Annotated in this window: 13 protein-coding genes; 11 read left to right on the top strand and 2 right to left on the bottom strand. The window is 71.4% G+C overall.

Annotation, left to right across the window (positions count from 1 at the left end; all coding sequences use genetic code 11):
- Positions 1-116: 116 nt before the first annotated feature.
- The gene (locus tag IEY56_RS05085; protein WP_229711625.1) at positions 117-1160 is read right to left on the bottom strand and encodes a LacI family DNA-binding transcriptional regulator; all 1044 of its coding nucleotides are present in this window, start codon (positions 1158-1160) and stop codon (positions 117-119) included.
- A 109-nt stretch (positions 1161-1269) separates the two neighbouring features.
- Here IEY56_RS05085 and IEY56_RS05090 point away from each other — a divergent pair, with 109 nt between their 5' ends.
- Entirely contained in the window at positions 1270-2220 is a 951-nt protein-coding gene (locus tag IEY56_RS05090) for a glycoside hydrolase family 16 protein (RefSeq protein WP_189035883.1), read from the top strand.
- Positions 2217-3392 (top strand): beta-1,3-glucanase family protein, encoded by a 1176-nt coding sequence (locus IEY56_RS05095; RefSeq protein WP_189035884.1) that lies wholly within the window; start codon positions 2217-2219, stop codon positions 3390-3392. The genes IEY56_RS05090 and IEY56_RS05095 overlap by 4 nt, the downstream gene beginning before the upstream one ends.
- Before the next feature lie 168 nt (positions 3393-3560).
- Here IEY56_RS05095 and IEY56_RS05100 read toward each other — a convergent pair whose 3' ends face one another.
- Complete coding sequence (locus tag IEY56_RS05100) at positions 3561-5372, bottom strand: glycoside hydrolase family 15 protein (RefSeq protein ID WP_189035885.1); 1812 nt, start codon at positions 5370-5372, stop codon at positions 3561-3563.
- A gap of 487 nt (positions 5373-5859) precedes the next feature.
- Between IEY56_RS05100 and pyrG the strand changes: the two genes are divergently transcribed.
- From pyrG to IEY56_RS05145, 9 genes are all read left to right on the top strand, one after another.
- A complete protein-coding gene (gene pyrG / locus IEY56_RS05105) occupies positions 5860-7503 on the top strand; it encodes a CTP synthase (RefSeq protein WP_189035886.1) in 1644 nt (547 codons plus the stop codon).
- Positions 7500-8165: an NUDIX domain-containing protein gene (locus IEY56_RS05110; protein ID WP_189035887.1), complete on the top strand. Its 666-nt coding sequence runs from the start codon at positions 7500-7502 to the stop codon at positions 8163-8165. Before pyrG ends, IEY56_RS05110 begins: the two co-directional genes overlap by 4 nt.
- Positions 8166-8358: 193 nt before the next feature.
- Entirely contained in the window at positions 8359-10500 is a 2142-nt protein-coding gene (locus tag IEY56_RS05115; RefSeq protein WP_373292033.1) for an NB-ARC domain-containing protein, read from the top strand.
- 193 nt (positions 10501-10693) lie between these two features.
- A complete protein-coding gene (gene ald / locus IEY56_RS05120; RefSeq protein ID WP_189036210.1) occupies positions 10694-11809 on the top strand; it encodes an alanine dehydrogenase in 1116 nt (371 codons plus the stop codon).
- Positions 11810-12160: 351 nt separating this feature from the next.
- On the top strand, positions 12161-13354 hold the full coding sequence (locus IEY56_RS05125; RefSeq protein WP_045866608.1) for a ParA family protein: 1194 nt from the start codon (positions 12161-12163) through the stop codon (positions 13352-13354).
- On the top strand, positions 13351-14157 hold the full coding sequence (locus tag IEY56_RS05130; RefSeq protein WP_189035888.1) for a hypothetical protein: 807 nt from the start codon (positions 13351-13353) through the stop codon (positions 14155-14157). Before IEY56_RS05125 ends, IEY56_RS05130 begins: the two co-directional genes overlap by 4 nt.
- A 423-nt stretch (positions 14158-14580) precedes the next feature.
- A complete protein-coding gene (locus tag IEY56_RS05135) occupies positions 14581-15840 on the top strand; it encodes a segregation and condensation protein A (protein ID WP_373292034.1) in 1260 nt (419 codons plus the stop codon).
- Positions 15837-16553 carry an SMC-Scp complex subunit ScpB gene (gene scpB, locus IEY56_RS05140; RefSeq protein ID WP_189035890.1) on the top strand — a complete coding sequence of 239 codons (717 nt, stop codon included), beginning with the start codon at positions 15837-15839 and terminating at the stop codon, positions 16551-16553. Before IEY56_RS05135 ends, scpB begins: the two co-directional genes overlap by 4 nt.
- Entirely contained in the window at positions 16553-17803 is a 1251-nt protein-coding gene (locus IEY56_RS05145; RefSeq protein WP_189035891.1) for a pseudouridine synthase, read from the top strand. Before scpB ends, IEY56_RS05145 begins: the two co-directional genes overlap by 1 nt.
- Positions 17804-17966 lie beyond the last annotated feature (163 nt).

The following is a 17966-nucleotide window of genomic DNA, read 5'->3' on the forward strand; positions in this document are numbered from 1 at the left end:
GGCCGACGGCATCCCAATCTGAGGGCCCCGGTCCGACGGCCTCGACGCCACCCTTGGACGGGACTTCCGGGGCGGCCTGGGACGGGCGGCCCCGGCCCGACTCCCGTCCCGCACCCTCAGCTCGAGTCGCGGACGACCAGCGAGGCAGGCGTCACGACCGGTGCCGGCGCCGCCGCGCCGGGCTTGAGACCGATCCGCCCGAGCAGCAGCTCGGCCATGATGCGGCCCATCCCCTCGACGTCCTGCCGCACGGTGGTGAGGGCGGGCTCCGACCATGCGGCGGGTTCCAGGTCGTCGTAGCCGACGACGGCCACGTCCTGCGGCACCCGGAGTCCCCGCGTCCTGAGGGTGCGGAGCGCACCGGAGGCCATCAGGTCGTTCGCGGCGAACACCGCGTCCAGATCGGGCGCGCTGCGCAGCAGTTCGGCCATGGCGCGCTCGCCGCCCCCGGCGGTGAAGTCGCCCTGCGCCACGAGGGCCGGGTCCTTCTCGTGGACGGTGATGCCCAGGGCGTCGCAGTAGCCGTAGAGACGGTCGAGCGCGGAGGTCTGGTCGAGAGGTCCGTTGATGAGCGCGATCCTGCTGCGGCCTCGCTCCTGCAAATGTGCAACGGCCTGGCGTGCCCCGCCCCGGTTGTCGGTGTCGACGTAGAGCAGACCGGGGTCGTCCTCGGCGCCCGGCCAGCCGGGCCGGCCGCCGAAGACGGCGGGGAGTCCCGTGCGGGAGGCGATGCCGGGGAGGGGGTCGTCGCCGTGCAGCGAGAACATCAGGGCGCCGTCGACGTGCCCGGCCGACAGGTAGCGCCCGATCCGTTCGTAGTCCTTCTGCTGTTCGAGCAGGATCAGCAGCAACTGCATGTCGCTGTCGGAGAGTTCGCGGCTGATACCGCGCAACTGCTGTGCGAAGAACGGGTCCGCGAAGACGCGCCTCTCCGGCTCGGCGATGATCACGGCGATGGCTCCGGTGCGGCGGGTGACGAGGGTGCGGGCCGCGTTGTTGGGCACGTAGCCCAGCTCCTCCACGGACTGCCGCACCTTCTCGCGGACCTCTGCCCGTACGTTCGCACCGCCGTTGACCACCCGCGACACCGTCGCACGCGAGACCCCGGCATGGGCCGCCACGGCCTCCAGGGTCGGACGGGAATCGCGGAATGTGTGCACCGTCAACTCCTTTTCTTTGCCTAGGTCTTGACCAATCCTCGAACTATGGGCACCGTACAGGCCATGACGTGAGAGCGCTCTCACCCCCCACGAGCGAGGAGCGTAAATCATGCTCTTGAAGAGCGACAGACGGCGTTGGGCACTCGCGGGCATCGCGGCGCTCGCCCTCTTCGGCGCCTGCATGGCGCCCAGCGCGCAGGCGGACGACGCCGGCCGGGACGGGAAGAAGGCAGCCGCCCTCGAAGAGGTCTGGCGAACGGACTTCGACGGCGCGGCCGGGCAACTTCCCTCCGGCGACGACTGGATCATCGACAAGGGGCACAGCTACCCCGGCGGCCCGTCCAACTGGGGCACCGGCGAGATCCAGGAGTACACCGACAGCCCCGACAACCTCCAACTCGACGGCGACGGGCACCTGAAGATCACCGCCCTCAAGAACGGCGACACCTGGACCTCGGCCCGTATCGAGACCCAGCGGACCGACTTCGCGGCCCCCGAGGGCGGCGTCATGCGGATCGAAGCGGGGATCAAGCTGCCCGAGCAGTCCGGGGAGGCGGCGCTCGGCTACTGGCCGGCGTTCTGGACCCTGGGCGAGGAGTACCGCGGCAACTACCACAACTGGCCGGGCGTCGGTGAGTTCGACATCATGGAGAACGTCAACGGGCAGACCACCACACACGGTGTGCTGCACTGCGGCGTCAACCCCGGTGGTCCGTGCAACGAGACCACCGGCATCGGCAAGGCCCACGAGTGCGCGGGCGCCTGCAAGACGGAGTTCAGCGAGTACGCGCTGGAACTCGACCGCAGCGGTGAGACCGAGGAGCTGCGCTGGTACGCCGACGGCCAGCACTTCCACACCGTCAAGGAGACCGACGTGGACGCCCAGACCTGGGCGGACGCCACGCACCACGGTCACTTCATCCTGCTGAACCTCGCCATGGGCGGGGCGTTCCCCGACGGGGTCGCCGGCCAGCAGACCCCCACCGCCGCCACGCAGCCCGGCGGATCCATGTCCGTGGACTACGTGTCCGTGGAAACCACCGGAGGTGCCCTCAAGTGATCAGCCGCAGGTCTCTCATCCGCGGTGCAGCCGCCGCGGCCCTCGTAGCCCCGGCCACGGGCCTGCTCGTGACCGAGGCGGGGGGCGTCACCCGGAGGAAGGCGGGCTCGAAGGCCGCCGCCATGCCCCTGAAGATCGTCAACAACAGCGGCGAGTACGACAACGGCTCGATCCACGTCTACATCGTGGGCAACGACGGCACCAACCAGGTCCGCGTCACCCCCGAGGGCGAGCTGAAGCCGGTGGCACTCGGCGACAACGGGTCCGACGGGTTCACCGACTACGCCATCCCGCTCGCCGGCAGCGGGGAGACGGTCCTCCAGCTGCCGGAGATGTCGGGGCGGATCTACTTCGCGCTCGGCGAGAAGCTGAAGTTCAAGGCGGTCGAGGGAGGCGACGGCAAGGCCGCGCTCGCCTACCCGGCGGCCTGGGTGGAGTCCGACCCCAACTACGGGGTGCTGCACGACTGTGCGGAGTTCACCTACAAGAACGGGGCCATGTACTGCAACACCACCATGGTCGACATGTTCAGCGTGCCGCTGTCCATCCAGCTCAAGGGCGACAAGGACCAGACGACCGGCACGCTCAAGGACGGCGCGCGGGCCAAGGTCTTCCAGGACCTCAAGGGCGCCGAGGCGTTCTCGAAGCTCGTCGTCGACGACAAGCGGGTCATCGCCCCCGGGCACGGCATGGGTTCGGGCCTCTTCGCCGAGGACTACTTCGACGCGTACATCGACGAGGTGTGGAACACGTACTCCGGGAAGGACCTCACCGTCACCACCAACGCCGGGAAGTTCACAGGGCGTGTCAGCGGCGGGAAGTTCTCCTTCACGGGCCCGGCCGAGGTCTCCTTCGACAAGCCCAGCACGAAGGACGTCCTCTTCTGCGACGGTGCGCTCGCCGCGCCGAACGACGGGACCACCGGCCCGGTGGCAGCGATCCTGGGAGCCGCGTTCAACCGCACCACGCTCGCCTCGATCGCCGACCAGCCCACGACGGACCCCGCGGAGTTCTACAAGGGAGACACGGCCCACCTGTACGTCAAGGCCATGCACGAGGCCACGGTGGACGGCAAGGCCTACGGCTTCGCCTTCGACGACGTCGCCGGGTTCGCGTCCTACATCGAGGACGGTGGCGCAAGCGAGATCACTCTCACGCTGACACCGTTCTGAGGGCACGGCCGGGCGCACCGCCCCGGCCTGACTTCCCCCGGTCCCTCCCCGCCGGCCCGGGGGAAGCCGTCCCTCAACCGCCACGCCCGCTGCCGGTGGTCCCCGGCAGCGGGCGTGGTCCGTCTTCGGACGGTGGGCGCGGGGCCCGGGCGGCGGGCCCGGCGGGCGTCAGCCCCCGTACGCCCCCGACGCCGTGAGGCGCAGGGCCGTGTCGATCAGCGGGACGTGGCTGAAGGCCTGCGGGAAATTGCCCACCTGGCGCTGCAGCTTGGAGTCCCACTCCTCGGCCAGCAGGCCGAGGTCGTTGCGGAGCGAGAGCAGCTTCTCGAAGAGCTTCCGCGCCTCCTCGACCCGCCCGATCATCGCCAGGTCGTCGGCGAGCCAGAACGAGCAGGCGAGGAACGCGCCTTCCTCACCCTGGAGCCCGTCGACGTTGTCGCCGTCGAGCTGCGACGTCGGGTAGCGCAGGACGAAGCCGTCCTCCGTGGACAGTTCACGCTGGATCGCCTCGACCGTCCCGATGACGCGCTTGTCGTCGGGCGGCAGGAAGCCCATCTGCGGGATGAGCAGCAGCGAGGCGTCCAGCTCACGCGAACCGTAGGACTGCGTGAAGGTGTTGCGCTCCTTGTCGTACCCCTTCTCGCACACGTCCCGGTGGATCTCGTCACGCAGGTCGCGCCACCGCTCGAGCGGCCCGTCTACGTCGCCGGACTCGATGAGCTTGACCGTACGGTCGACCGCAACCCAGGCCATCACCTTCGAGTGCACGAAGTGCCGCCTCGGCCCGCGGACCTCCCAGATGCCCTCGTCCGGCTCGTCCCAGTGGTCCTCCAGGTAGCCGATGAGCTTCAACTGCAGCAGGGAGGCGTAGTCGTTGCGTGCCAGGCCCGTCATGTGGGCGAGGTGCAAAGCCTCGGTCACCTCGCCGTAGACGTCCAGCTGGAGCTGTCCCGCAGCGCCGTTGCCGATGCGGACGGGAGTGGAGTCCTCGTACCCGGGAAGCCAGTTGAGTTCCGCCTCGCCCAACTCCCGTTCGCCCGCGATGCCGTACATGATCTGCAGGTTCTCCGGGTCGCCCGCGACGGCGCGCAGCAGCCACTCCCGCCAGGCCAGCGCCTCCTGGTGGTAGCCGGTGCGCAGCAGCGAGGAGAGGGTGATCGCCGCGTCACGCAGCCACGTGAAGCGGTAGTCCCAGTTGCGCATGCCGCCGATGCACTCCGGGAGCGAGGTCGTCGGCGCGGCGACGATGCCGCCCGTCGGCGCGTACGTCAGCGCCTTCAATGTGATCAGCGACCGTACGACCGCCTCGCGGTAGGGCCCGTGGTACGTGCAGTGGTCGACCCACTCACGCCAGAAGTCCGCGGTCGCCTCCAGCGCCGACTCGGGGTCGGGCTCGGCGGGCGGGCTCTTGTGCGACGCCTGCCAGCTGATGGTGAACGCGACGCGTTCGCCCGGAGCGATCGTGAAGTCCGAGTAGGTCGTCAGATCCTTGCCGTAGGTGTCGGCTTCCGTGTCCAGCCACACCGAGTCGGGCCCGGCGACCGCGACCGTACGGCCCTCGATCTGCTGCACCCACGGCACGACCCAGCCGTAGGAGAAGCGCATGCGCAGCGCCGAACGCATCGGAACGCGGCCGCTCACCCCTTCGACGATGCGCACCAGCTGCGGTGCGTGCTGCTCGCGGGGCGGCATGAAGTCGATGACGCGGACCGTGCCGCGTGGCGTGTCCCACTCGGACTCCAGGATCAGCGAGTCGCCCCGGTAGCGCCTGCGGGCCGCCTTCGGCGGCTCGTCCCCGTTGGACTGCGGGCCCACCCGCCAGAAGCCGTGCTCCTCCGTGCCGAGAAGACTCGCGAAGACGGCATGGGAATCGAAGCGCGGAAGGCAGTGCCAGTCCACCGACCCGTCCCTGCCGATCAGGGCGGCGGTCTGCATGTCCCCGATGAGTGCGTAATCTTCGATGCGCCCAGCCACGTGCATCTCCAGTCGAACTGTGGCTCGCCCCCGTGGGACGTGCGATGACCTGCGAATATCAGTACTGCTCAATCACATGTCCGATCGAGCGTCCGAGCAGGATACGACCTGCCGGAGCCTTGTGCGTCGCGCTCGCCACAGTACGGATAAGCCGAAGAGGTGAGCTTGCGGGACGGTCACTCACAAGGCGCGACCGCACCCTCACGGTAGGGGACGGAACCCGGCTCCGGACGGCCCCCCTGTGAGCCCTGACGCACTCCCGTACTGGCGAGACACAGCCCTCCGGCGTCGCTGATACCCTGGTGGCCCGTGGACCGGTGGGCGCGAGTTCCCGGATCCGTCTTCGGATTCCCGGCACGGAAAGCCCCCCGAACCGCAGCGACGGTACCCCTGAGCATCTGCTGCGCACCGACTGCGTGAACGGAGTCAGGGCTCCGGTGCGCAGCCCACCTCGCGACCACGGGAGCACCTCTTGGCATTGCCGCCCACATCCATGACGACCAAGCACCTCTTCGTCACGGGGGGTGTGGCTTCCTCGCTCGGCAAGGGGCTCACCGCCTCCAGCCTGGGGGCGCTTCTGAAGGCGCGGGGCCTGCGCGTCACGATGCAGAAGCTCGACCCGTATCTGAACGTCGACCCCGGCACCATGAACCCCTTCCAGCACGGTGAGGTGTTCGTCACCAACGACGGCGCCGAGACCGACCTGGACATCGGCCACTACGAGCGCTTCCTCGACGTGGACCTCGACGGCACGGCCAACGTCACCACCGGCCAGATCTACTCCTCGGTCATCGCCAAGGAGCGCCGCGGCGACTACCTGGGCGACACCGTGCAGGTCATCCCGCACATCACGAACGAGATCAAGCACCGCATCCGGCGGATGGCCACGGACGACGTCGACGTCGTCATCACGGAGGTCGGCGGCACCGTCGGCGACATCGAGTCGCTGCCGTTCCTCGAAGCCGTCCGGCAGGTCCGCCACGAGGTCGGCAGGGACAACGTCTTCGTGGTGCACATCTCGCTGCTGCCCTACATCGGTCCGTCCGGCGAGCTGAAGACCAAGCCCACCCAGCACTCCGTCGCCGCGCTGCGCAGCATCGGCATCCAGCCCGACGCGATCGTGCTCCGCGCCGACCGCGAGGTGCCGCGCTCCATCAAGCGCAAGATCTCCCTCATGTGCGACGTGGACGACGCGGCCGTCATCGCCTGCAGGGACGCACCCTCGATCTACGACATCCCGAAGGTGGTCCACGCCGAGGGCCTCGACGCCTACGTCGTACGCAAACTCGACCTGCCCTTCCGCGACGTCGACTGGACGCAGTGGGACGACCTGCTGCGCCGCGTGCACCAGCCCGACCACGAGGTGACGGTCGCCCTCGTCGGCAAGTACATCGACCTGCCCGACGCCTACCTGTCCGTCACGGAGGCCATCCGCGCCGGCGGCTTCGCCAACAACGCGCGGGTGAAGGTCAAATGGGTCACGTCCGACGACTGCCGCACGGCGGAGGGCGCCCGCCGCCAGCTCGAGGACTGCGACGCGATCTGCATCCCCGGAGGCTTCGGCGAGCGCGGTGTCGAGGGCAAGGTCGCGACCATCACCTACGCCCGCGAGAACGGCGTGCCGCTGCTGGGGCTCTGCCTCGGGCTGCAGTGCATCGTCATCGAGGCGGCCCGGCACCTGGCGGGCATCGAGGGCGCCAACTCCACCGAGTTCGAGCAGGGCGCGGAGCACCCCGTGGTCTCCACCATGGCCGAGCAGCTCGACATCGTCGCGGGCGACGGCGACATGGGCGGAACGATGCGGCTGGGGCTCTACCCGGCGAAGCTCGCCGAGGGGTCGATCGTGCGCGAGGTGTACGGCGGCGAGCAGTACGTCGAGGAACGCCACCGGCACCGCTACGAGGTCAACAACGCCTACCGCGGCGAACTCGAGAAGAAGGCGGGGCTGGTCTTCTCGGGCACCTCGCCCGACAACAAGCTCGTCGAGTACCTGGAGTACCCGCGGGAGGTGCACCCGTACCTGGTGGCCACCCAGGCCCATCCCGAGCTCCGCTCCCGGCCGACGCGGCCGCACCCCCTCTTCGCGGGCCTGGTCAAGGCAGCCGTGGACCGTCAGCAGAGCGAGGGCAAGGCATGACACAGCGGGACCCGCGGACGCGTCCCGGCGGCAGCCGCATCGCCGACTCGCCGGAAGCGTGGGAAGTCACCTCCACCGAGGTGCCGTTCGAGGGCAAGAAGACCAGCGTGCGCACCGACGACGTGGTCATGCCGGACGGTTCGGTCGCCCGCCGCGACTACCAGGTGCACCCCGGCTCCGTCGCCGTCCTCGCCCTGGACGAGGAGGACCGGGTGCTGGTGCTCAGCCAGTACCGCCACCCCGTGCGGCAGAAGCTGTGGGAGATCCCCGCCGGACTTCTCGACGTCCCCGGTGAGAACCCGCTCCACGCGGCGCAGCGCGAGCTGTACGAGGAGGCCCACGTCAAGGCCGGCGACTGGCGGGTCCTGGCGGACGTCTACACCACTCCGGGCGGCTGTGACGAGGCCGTGCGCATCTTCCTCGCCCGTGACGTGTCCGTCGCCGAGGGCGAGCGCTTCGAAGTCTCCGAGGAGGAGGCCGACATGGAGCACGCCAGGGTGCCGCTCGCCGAGCTCGTACAGGGGGCTCTCGCGGGGGAGTTGCACAACAACTGCCTGGTGGTGGGCGCGCTCGCGCTGAGCGCCGCCCTGGCGTCGCCGGACGGCCCGGACGGGCTGCGCCCGGCCGACGCCCCCTGGCCCGCCCGGCCGTTCCGGCCGTAGGGCCCGCCGGACCCCAGTACGCGGCGGGGGCCGCCGGCATCCGGCGGCCCCCGCCGCGTACTTGCGCGGCCCCCGGACGGCGGGCACGCGCAGCGCGCCACACATCCGCACGGCCGCCGTGAACTACGCTCTGTGCGTTCCCGCCCACACTGCGGCGGGCTCGTACAGGCGCAGGCGGACGGGAGCGTGGCCCGTGACGGAGCAAGCGGTGCAGCCCACAGGCACGGACACCCCCGGCGGGCCGCCCCACCCCCGCAAGGACGGTGCGGTCACTGCGGGCGACCCGGCGCAGCGCCTCACAACGGATGCCGGCCAGGAGGCGGGGACGAGCCGCGAACTGCCCGGCCGCGGCCGCGAACTCAGCGAGCTGCAGGCCGACTTGGAGCGTGCCGGACTGCACACCCTGTCGGGGCGCCCGGCGCCGCACAGCCGCGTCCTGCTGATCGCGGGGCGCCCGGGTTCCGGACGTACGTCCCTCGCCGAGGCCCTCGTCGTCCGGGCGGCCGGCCGCTACCCGGACGGCGTGCTGAGGGCCCGGCTCACCGACCCCGGCGGTACGCCCGTCCCCACGGAGCGCACCGTGCGCGATCTGCTCGCCTCCCTGGGGCCCGACCCCGTACCCGCGGGCGCGGGGGACGACGAACTCACCGAGACGCTGCGGGCGGCGCTCGGCACCCGCAGCGTCCTGCTCCTCCTCGACGACGTGGCGAGCGCGGAACAGGTGCTCGACCTGCTGCCCGACAACCGCGACTGCCTCGTTCTCGCGGTGGCCTCCGGTCCGCTCACGGGCGTGCCCGACGTCCGGCCGTGCACCCTCGGGGGCCTGGAGCGGCCCGCTGCCGTCTCGCTCCTGGCGTCCCGCGCGGGCGCGCCGCATCGTACGACGGTCGATCCGGGCAGCGCCGAACTCGTCGCCGAGGCATGCGGAGACCTCCCCGCGGCGCTGGTCATGGTGGGCGGCTGGCTGGCCGCGCGCCCCAAGCTCTCCGTGGCCGACGCGGCCAAGCAGCTCGGACTGCTGCCGCACACCGACCCGCTGGAGCGGGCCTTCCGGCTCGTCGCGGACTCCCTCGCCAAGGCGCCGTCGCGGGTGCTGCGCATGCTGGCCCTGGCACCGGCCGGACTGGCGGACGCGCACACCGCCTCGTCCCTCGCCGGGTGCTCGGTGGCCACGGCGCAGAGCATTCTCGAGGAGTTCCTCCGCCTGGGCCTGGTCCACAACAGCACGCTCGCGCCCGGCTGTTACGAGGTGCCGCGCTGCCTCGACCCCCTGCTGCGCGCCGAACTCGCGGAGCGTGAGGGCCCGGAGGAGTCGATGCTCGCGCGGGCCCGCATGCTGGAGCGCACGGTTCGGCAGTTGAGGGCCTGCCACGCGATCACCGAACCCGAGGGCTCGGAGGCCCGCAAGAGGCTCGCCTTCCTGCCGCGTACGGTCCGCTTCGGCACCGCGGAGGCGGCACGGCAGTGGCTGGAGGAGAGGCGTCCCGCGATGATCGCCGCTGCCCGCCTCGCCGTCGACGAGGGAGAGGGACGCCTCGACGGACTGGCCCGCAGGCTGATCTCGGCGCTCGCCCGGGCCTTCGACGCGCACCGCTCCCCGCAGGAGGCCGCGCCGGAGCTCTACCGGCTGCACGAACTGGTGCTGGACGTCGCCGAACGCGGCGGCCTGCAGCGCGAACGGGCAGCGGCGCTGCTGAACTTGGGCGACCTGGACGCACGTACCGGCAGGCACTCCCGCGCCCTCGCCCGCTACCGCGCGGCGCTCGACGCCGCCCGCGACGGGCGGAAGGGCCCCAGGGGGCGCAGGGTGCCTGACCACTTCGCCGCGGGGCGCGCCCTGGAGTCGATCGGCAGCACGTACGAGGACGTGAAGGACTGGGCGCGCGCCGCCGACTGGTACGGCCGCGCTCTCGAACACCACCAGACCCGCGACGCCCAGGCCGCCGCGGCCCGCGTGCACGGCCGGCTGGGCGCCGTGCACACCTGCGCGGGACGGCTCGACGACGCGCTGCGCGAATGGCGCGCGGCCGCCGCCAATTTCCGCAGGCTGCAGGACGCGCGGGCGCACGCCCGGGCCCTGAGCGAGGTGGCCAGGGTGCAGGAGTACGCGGGCAGGCCGCAGGAGGCGGTGCGCACCTGCCGGCTCGCGATCCAGGCGGTCCGGCCCTCGGGGGACGCCAGGCTGCACGCCGCGCTGCTGCTGCGGCTCGCGGATGCCTGCGACCGGATCGGGGACGTCCGCGAGGGCCGGAAGCAGCGAAGGGCGGCCGATGAGCTGCTCCGATCGCACAATGGCGGGTACGACACAGGGTCGGCCTGCGAAACTAATAGCTGATCCCGAAAAAATTGCTGCTTTGTAAGGCTGGACACGGAAGCATCCTTCATTAAACTGGCGGAGCCGTGGCTGCCCGCGCAACATCCGGCATACCTCACATCTGCCGCTGTAATGGGATGTCGCCACGATCACTTCCGCTGTCCACCGGCGCGGAAATCCCCGAGAAACCCCAGAGTCAAGGACCGTGATCGACGTGAAGGTCGGCATCCCCCGCGAGGTCAAGAACAACGAGTTCCGCGTGGCCATCACCCCGGCCGGGGCGCACGAACTCGTACGGAACGGACACCAGGTCGTCATCGAGGAGGGCGCCGGCGCCGGCTCCTCCATCCCCGACGGGGAGTACGTCGCCGCCGGAGCCGAGATCCTCGGCTCCGCCGACGAGGTCTGGGCGACGTCCGACATGCTGCTGAAGGTCAAGGAGCCGATCGCCGAGGAGTACGGGCGGCTGCGCAAGGACCAGACGCTCTTCACCTACCTGCACCTCGCGGCCTCCCGCGAGTGCACGGACGCCCTGGCGCAGTCCGGTACGACCGCCATCGCCTACGAGACCGTGGAGTCCGCCAACCGGTCCCTGCCGCTGCTGGCCCCGATGTCCGAGGTGGCGGGGCGCATCGCCCCGCAGGTCGGCGCGTACCACCTGATGCGTTCGGCGGGCGGCCGGGGCGTGCTCCCCGGCGGCGTGCCGGGGGTGCCCGCCGGGCGTGCGGTCGTCATCGGCGGCGGCGTGTCCGGATGGAACGCCACGCAGATCGCCACGGGCCTCGGCTTCCACGTCACGCTGCTCGACAAGGACGTCAACAAGCTCCGCGAGGCCGACAAGATCTTCGGCACGAAGGTGCGCACGGTCACGTCCAACGCCTACGAGCTGGAGCGCGCCGTCCTCGAGGCCGACCTCGTCGTGGGCGCTGTGCTGATCCCCGGCGCCAAGGCGCCGAAGCTCGTGAGCAACGAGCTAGTCTCCCGCATGAAGCCGGGAAGTGTCCTTGTCGACATCGCGATCGACCAGGGCGGCTGCTTCGAGGACTCCCGGCCCACGACCCACGCGGAGCCGACCTTCCAGGTCCACGACTCGGTCTTCTACTGCGTAGCCAACATGCCCGGCGCGGTGCCCAGCACGTCCACGTACGCGCTGACGAACGCCACGCTCCCGTACATCGTCGAACTCGCCAACCGCGGCTGGCGCGAGGCGCTGCGGAGGGACGCGACCCTCGCGAAGGGTCTCAACGTCCATGACGGAGAGGTCTATTACGGTCCCGTCGCCGAGGCGCACGGGCTGCCGAACCGCGAACTCGGCACTCTGCTGGGCTGATTGCGGAACAGAGGCGGTGGGTCAACGGCCGCCGTCAATGCGAAACACCGCACGTCACCGGCCTGTTCCCGTACCCGGGGGGCAGGCCGGCGGCGTGCGTCCGGCGGCCTGTCAGGGGGCTCAACTCGCCTTGCGTGCAACCCTCCCGGCTGTTTCGCGCCGCGTCCGGACCGGGCCCGTGACGCTCATTGCCTCTTGACATCGGGGTGTTGGCTGCTCGACACATCGTGGCGTCTCCGGTGGATTGTGTTGCTGAGGACGCCCGACACGCCATAGAGTCGCCAAACGTCGGCATGGTGTCACGCTGACCTGTCTAGAAGTTTCCTGGTCACCAAGGAGGTAGGACGACTTGTGAATGAGTCGACATTTTCTCCCGGGGGTGGTCGACCGGGAGCACCTGTGCGGGGCCAGGAGTCCTCGGGGTCCGAGGGTGTCGGCTCCGTAGCTGTCCGAACCTTCGCCGCCCACCAGAACGCAGCATCCGCAACCACAGCCCACCAGAGCATGGACGGCCGCCAAGTGAACGCCATGGCCGGCAACTCCGCGGGCGACGAGTCCGCCGAACTCGCCGACTACAGTGACCCCCACCGCTTCGCCTACGGCGAGCTGCCCGAGGGGCACTTCTACGATCCGGACGCCGAGTACGAACCGGACCCCGAGTACGCGGCCACACTCGCGCCCGACGCCGCGCGGCAGCGCCGCGAACGCATCGGCCCCACCGGCCGCCCCCTTCCGTACTTCCCGATCCCGGGACCGGTCAGCGAACCGGGCCCGGCGAAGATCATCGCGATGTGCAACCAGAAGGGCGGCGTCGGCAAGACGACCTCGGCGATCAACCTGGGCGCGGCCCTGGCCGAGTACGGACGCCGCGTGCTGCTCGTGGACTTCGACCCGCAGGGTGCTCTCTCGGTCGGCCTGGGCGTCAACCCGATGGAGCTCGAACTCACCGTCTACAACCTCCTGATGGAGCGGGGGCTGGCACCGGACGAGGTGCTGCTGAAGACGGCGGTGGCGGGCATGGACCTGCTGCCGAGCAACATCGACCTGTCGGCCGCGGAGGTGCAGCTGGTCAGCGAGGTCGCGCGCGAGTCGACGCTGCAGCGGGCGCTCCAACCGCTGCAGAACGACTACGACTTCATCGTCATCGACTGCCAGCCCTCGCTGGGCCTGCTGACCGTCAACGCGCTCACCGCCGCCCACAAGGTGATCGTTCCGCTGGAGTGCGAGTTCTTCGCCCTGCGCGGCGTGGCCCTCCTGACGGAGACCATCGAGAAAGTGCAGGAGCGGCTCAACCCCGAGCTCGAACTCGACGGCATCCTGGCGACGATGTACGACTCCCGCACGGTCCACAGCCGCGAAGTGCTGGCGCGCGTCGTCGAAGCGTTCGACGAGAACGTGTACCACACCGTCATCGGGCGTACGGTCCGGTTCCCCGAGACGACCGTCGCGGGTGAGCCGATCACGACCTACGCCTCCAACTCCGTCGGCGCCGCCGCCTATCGCCAGCTCGCCAGGGAGGTGCTCGCCCGGTGCCACGCCGAGTGAGTCTCCCTGCAGCTGACGAACTGTTCCGCACGACCGGAGGGTCAGCAGTCCAGCCCTCGGCTCCCGCGTCCCAGCACATCGGCAACGGCGAAGACCCCTCCGGCAAAGCAGCACGCGTCCCGTCACCCGCCTCGGAGCTCGAGGCGGCGAACGTCCCCGGCGACTCCGCGGAGGGCGCCGAGGAGTCCGCGGCGGGCGGTGACGGCTCCGGCGAGCACAGCGCCGCGGCCGAGAACGAGGACCCCGGCAGCACGCGCGGGGGCGCTCAACCCGGGGCGGACGGCCTCCCGGCGGGCGAGGGCGACGGCGAGCACTCCGGCAGGGAGACCGCGGGGGAGGGCAAGCAGCCCGGTGGCCGGCGGCACACCGTCCCGGGCCAGGGCGCCCGGAGCCAGGGCACCTCGCAGAACGCCGGACGCGTCGCGGCCGACTCGCAGCGTCTCGGCGCGCAGTCGCAGCCCCAGCCGCTCCAGCCGGCAGCGGAGGTCCGGGCGCAGTCGCAGCCCAAGCCCAAGTCCGGCCGGGGCGCCGAGCCCCGCAGCCGTCAGACGGCGGCCCCCCGCCGCGGCCGTGGCGCCAACCGCCGCCCCAGCGGCCGCGAACGCCACGACGAGAAGATCACCGTCTACGTCTCGGCGGAAGAGCTGATGGACCTGGAGCACGCCCGGCTCGTGCTGCGGGGCGAGCACGGACTCGCGGTGGACCGCGGACGCATCGTGCGCGAGGCGGTCGCGGTCGTCCTCGCGGACCTGGAATCACGCGGCGAGGCGAGCATCCTCGTACGGAGGCTGCGGGGACGTTGACGGTTCCGCACCGATGGCGGCCGGGGGCACGGCCTCGCGTCTCCGGTGACCGCGCCCGAAAGCACGGGGACATGAGTGAGGCGGAGCGCCTGAGCGGGCCCTTCCCCAGTACGCTGCCCGGCGATGCCCACTCCTGACCACGACGCCGGCTCCGCACCCCGCGCCGCCCGCCGCACTCTCGGGCGGGGGCCGGGGACTTCGTCGGCTTCGGGAGCTCCGCCCGCCGCCGCTGAGCCGGCCGCGCCAGCCGGACCGGCCGCCGAGCCGGAACGCTCCACGACGGAGCAGACGCCACCGGAGCCGACCGCGCCGGACCAACCCGCAGCGCCTGCGCGGGAGTCGGCAGACTTCCGCCCGGCAGGGCCCGCCGGCGAGGCCGCGTCGGTAGACGTACCGGATACGCCCGGTGTCGTCGAGCCGGACGTGGACGCCGCACAGCAACCACTCGCAGGGGCACCGCCGCTGGACGCCCCGGGGCAGGAGGCGGCAGACGGACCGCCCGGTCCGGACGGCGACGTGGCACCCGCCACTCCGGGCACGGAGGCGGACGCCACCCCTGTCCCGGACACGGACGCCGACCCGGACACGGACGCCGACCCGGGCGCGGCCGCCGCCCTGGACGCGGCCGGTACGCCGGAGACCGCGGGCGCGGAAGGCGCCACCGCCGAGCCGGCCGCCGAGGATGCGCCCGAGCAGGGCGGCGCCCCGCGGGAGCAGGCCGACGGGGAACCGGACGAGGAGCGACAGGCCGCCGACGACGGTCGCTTCAAGGTCGTCCTCGACAACTTCGAAGGCCCCTTCGACCTCCTCCTCCAGCTGATCTCCAAGCACAAGCTGGACGTCACCGAGGTCGCGCTGTCGAAGGTCACGGACGAGTTCATGGCCCACATCCGCGCCATGGGCCCGGACTGGGACCTCGACCAGACCACCGAATTCCTCGTCGTCGCCGCCACGTTGCTCGACCTGAAGGCCGCGAGGCTGCTGCCCGCCGCCGAAGTCGAGGACGAGGCCGACCTGGCGCTGCTGGAGGCCCGCGACCTGCTGTTCGCGCGGCTGCTGCAGTACCGGGCGTACAAGGAGATCGCCGGGATCTTCGCCGGGCGCATGGCCGACGAGGCGCACCGCCATCCCCGTACCGTCGGGCTGGAGCCGCACCACGCCGAGCTGCTGCCCGACGTGGTGATCAGCATCGGGCCGGAGGGGTTCGCGCGCCTCGCGGTTAAGGCGATGCAGCCCAAGCCGAAGCCGCAGGTCTACGTCGAGCACATCCACGCACCGCTGGTGAGCGTGCGGGAGCAGGCGGAAGTGGTGGTGGCGCGGCTGCGTGAGCTGGGAGAGGCCAGCTTCCTCCAGCTCACGGAGGACGCCGCGGACACCCTCACCGTCGTCGCCCGCTTCCTCGCCCTTCTCGAGCTGTACCGCGAGCGTGCCGTGTCGCTGGACCAGGAGGAGGCGCTGGGCGCGCTCACGGTCCGCTGGAGCGGCCCCGAGGACCTGGAGCCGCTGGTGACCGACGAGTTCGACCAGGAGCCGCCGCAGCCGGGACAGAAGTCCGCGCCCGAGCCCGCCGCGCCGGCGCCCGTACCCGCGCCCGCACATGAGCCCGAGCCGGCGCCCGGGCCGACCGAGCCCGCACAGAGCCCGCCGGGGCCCCCGGAGCCCGAGGAGGAGATCCACGCATGAGCGAGGAGACGTACGAGATCCAGGAAGCCCTCGGAGCGGACACGACCCGCGAGGCACCCGACGGTCCGCTGCCGGACGAGGCCCCCGGGGAGGGCGGCGTGGCGGAGCTGGAGCTCAAGCCCGCCCTCGAGGCCGTGCTGATGGTCGTGGACGAGCCGGCCACGGAGGATCACCTGGCGAAGGTGCTGGGGCGCCGCCGTCGGCAGGTCTCGGACGCCCTCCGCGAGCTGGCCGACGAGTACGACCGCGAGCGGCGCGGCTTCGAGCTGCGTCTCGTCGCGGAGGGCTGGCGCTTCTACACGCGCCCCGAATACGCCGAAGCCGTCGAGAACTTCGTGCTCGACGGGCAGCAGGCGCGCCTCACGCAGGCCGCGCTGGAGACGCTCGCCGTGGTCGCGTACCGCCAGCCTGTGAGCCGCTCACGGGTCTCCGCGGTGCGCGGAGTCAACTGCGACGGCGTGATGCGTACGCTCCTGCAGCGGGGCCTTGTGGAGGAGGCGGGCGCGGAACCCGAGACAGGTGCGATCCTGTACAGGACGACGCATTACTTTCTGGAGCGGCTGGGCCTTCGCGGCCTCGACGAGCTTCCGGAACTGGCGCCCTTCCTCCCCGAGGCCGAGGCCGTCGAGGGGGACTCCCAGGAAGGCATGCCGTCGTTCGACGTAGACGACAGCGGCGACGAAGTCCTTGACAGAACGCAGACGGATCATTGATGCGAAGCAGCGGCAGCAGCACCGGCGGAAACCGACAGAACAGGGGCGGGGGCAAGAAGCCGTCCCCCCGCGCAGCCGGAGGGGGCGCAGGGAAGCAGCAGCGTGCGGGACGCCCGCGGCCGGAGGAGCGCCGCTACGGCAAGGGCGAGGGGCAGGCGGGCGGCGGCCCGCGCTCGGCCGGGTCCCGGCCTGACGGCCGCGGCCAGCGTGCCGGGCAGGGCGGCGGCCCCAAGGGCGCCGCGAAGAGTTCGGCGGGTAAGCCCCCCAAGGGCGGCCCCAAGAGCCCCAAGGCGGGTGCGGGCAAGTCCTCGGCGGGCGGCCCCAAGGGCTCGGCGGCCAGGGGCGTCGCGGCGAGGAACGCCGCCAAGAGCGGCCCCGGGAAGGTGACGAAGTCGGGTGCCCCGAAGGCCCGCGCGCGCAACGCCTCCGCGCCCGCACGCCCGAGGGAGTACGACGCCCAGATCGAGGCCCGTAACCGCGCGCGGCACAGCAAGCCGGCGGTGAAGCTCCCGAAGACCTTCGGCGAGCAGGAGGGCGAGCGGCTGCAGAAGGTGCTCGCCCGTGCCGGCATGGGCTCCCGGCGTGCCTGCGAGGACCTGATCGAGCAGGGCCGCGTCGAGGTCAACGGCTCGATCGTCGTGGAGCAGGGCGTCCGCGTCGAGCCGGACAAGGACGAGATCAAGGTCGACGGCCTGACCATCGCGTCCCAGTCCCACGTGTTCTTCGCGCTCAACAAGCCCGCCGGTGTCGTGGCCTCGATGGAGGACCCGGAGGGGCGCCAGTGCCTCGGCGACTACGTGCAGAACCGGGAGACGCGCCTCTTCCACGTCGGCCGGCTCGACACGGAGACCGAGGGCCTGATCCTGCTCACCAACCACGGTGAGCTGGCCCACCGGCTGACCCACCCCCGGTACGGGGTGAAGAAGACCTACCTCGCCGCGATACAGGGGCCGCTCCCGCGCGACCTGGGCAAGCGCCTCAAGGACGGCATCAAGCTCGACGACGGCTACGCGCGGGCCGACCACTTCAAGGTCGTCGAGAACACCGGCAAGAACTACCTGGTCGAGGTCTCCCTGCACGAGGGGCGCAAGCACATCGTGCGGCGCATGCTGTCGGAGGCGGGGTTCCCGGTCGACAAGCTCGTCCGCACCCGCTTCGGGCCCATCGCGTTGGGCGACCAGAAGTCCGGATGGCTGCGCCGCATGACGAACACCGAGGTCGGCATGTTGATGGACGAGGTCGGCCTCTGACTCTCCGGCCGTGAAGGGCGTGGGGGCCGGGCCGGCGCCCACGCCCGGCCCGGGCGCCCCTCCCCGCCGGTCACGGCCGTCTCACTGGTCGGTCCGCCGGTACGCGCCCGCCGTGGACGGATCTACGCTGGACCGGGCAGCACACGGCGCACAAGGAGCGGAG

Source organism: Streptomyces daqingensis (assembly GCF_014645895.1).
Classification (GTDB): Bacteria; Actinomycetota; Actinomycetes; order Streptomycetales; family Streptomycetaceae; genus Streptomyces; species Streptomyces daqingensis.

What these genes read in the sequence shown, in the direction of transcription:
- IEY56_RS05100 (WP_189035885.1), bottom strand. Translation starts at nt 5,372, where the DNA reads ATGCACGTGGCTGGGCGCATCGAAGATTACGCACTCATCGGGGACATG.
- IEY56_RS05145 (WP_189035891.1), top strand. Translation starts at nt 16,553, where the DNA reads ATGCGAAGCAGCGGCAGCAGCACCGGCGGAAACCGACAGAACAGGGGC.
- scpB (WP_189035890.1), top strand. Translation starts at nt 15,837, where the DNA reads ATGAGCGAGGAGACGTACGAGATCCAGGAAGCCCTCGGAGCGGACACG.
- pyrG (WP_189035886.1), top strand. Translation starts at nt 5,860, where the DNA reads ATGACGACCAAGCACCTCTTCGTCACGGGGGGTGTGGCTTCCTCGCTC.
- IEY56_RS05110 (WP_189035887.1), top strand. Translation starts at nt 7,500, where the DNA reads ATGACACAGCGGGACCCGCGGACGCGTCCCGGCGGCAGCCGCATCGCC.
- IEY56_RS05090 (WP_189035883.1), top strand. Translation starts at nt 1,270, where the DNA reads ATGCTCTTGAAGAGCGACAGACGGCGTTGGGCACTCGCGGGCATCGCG.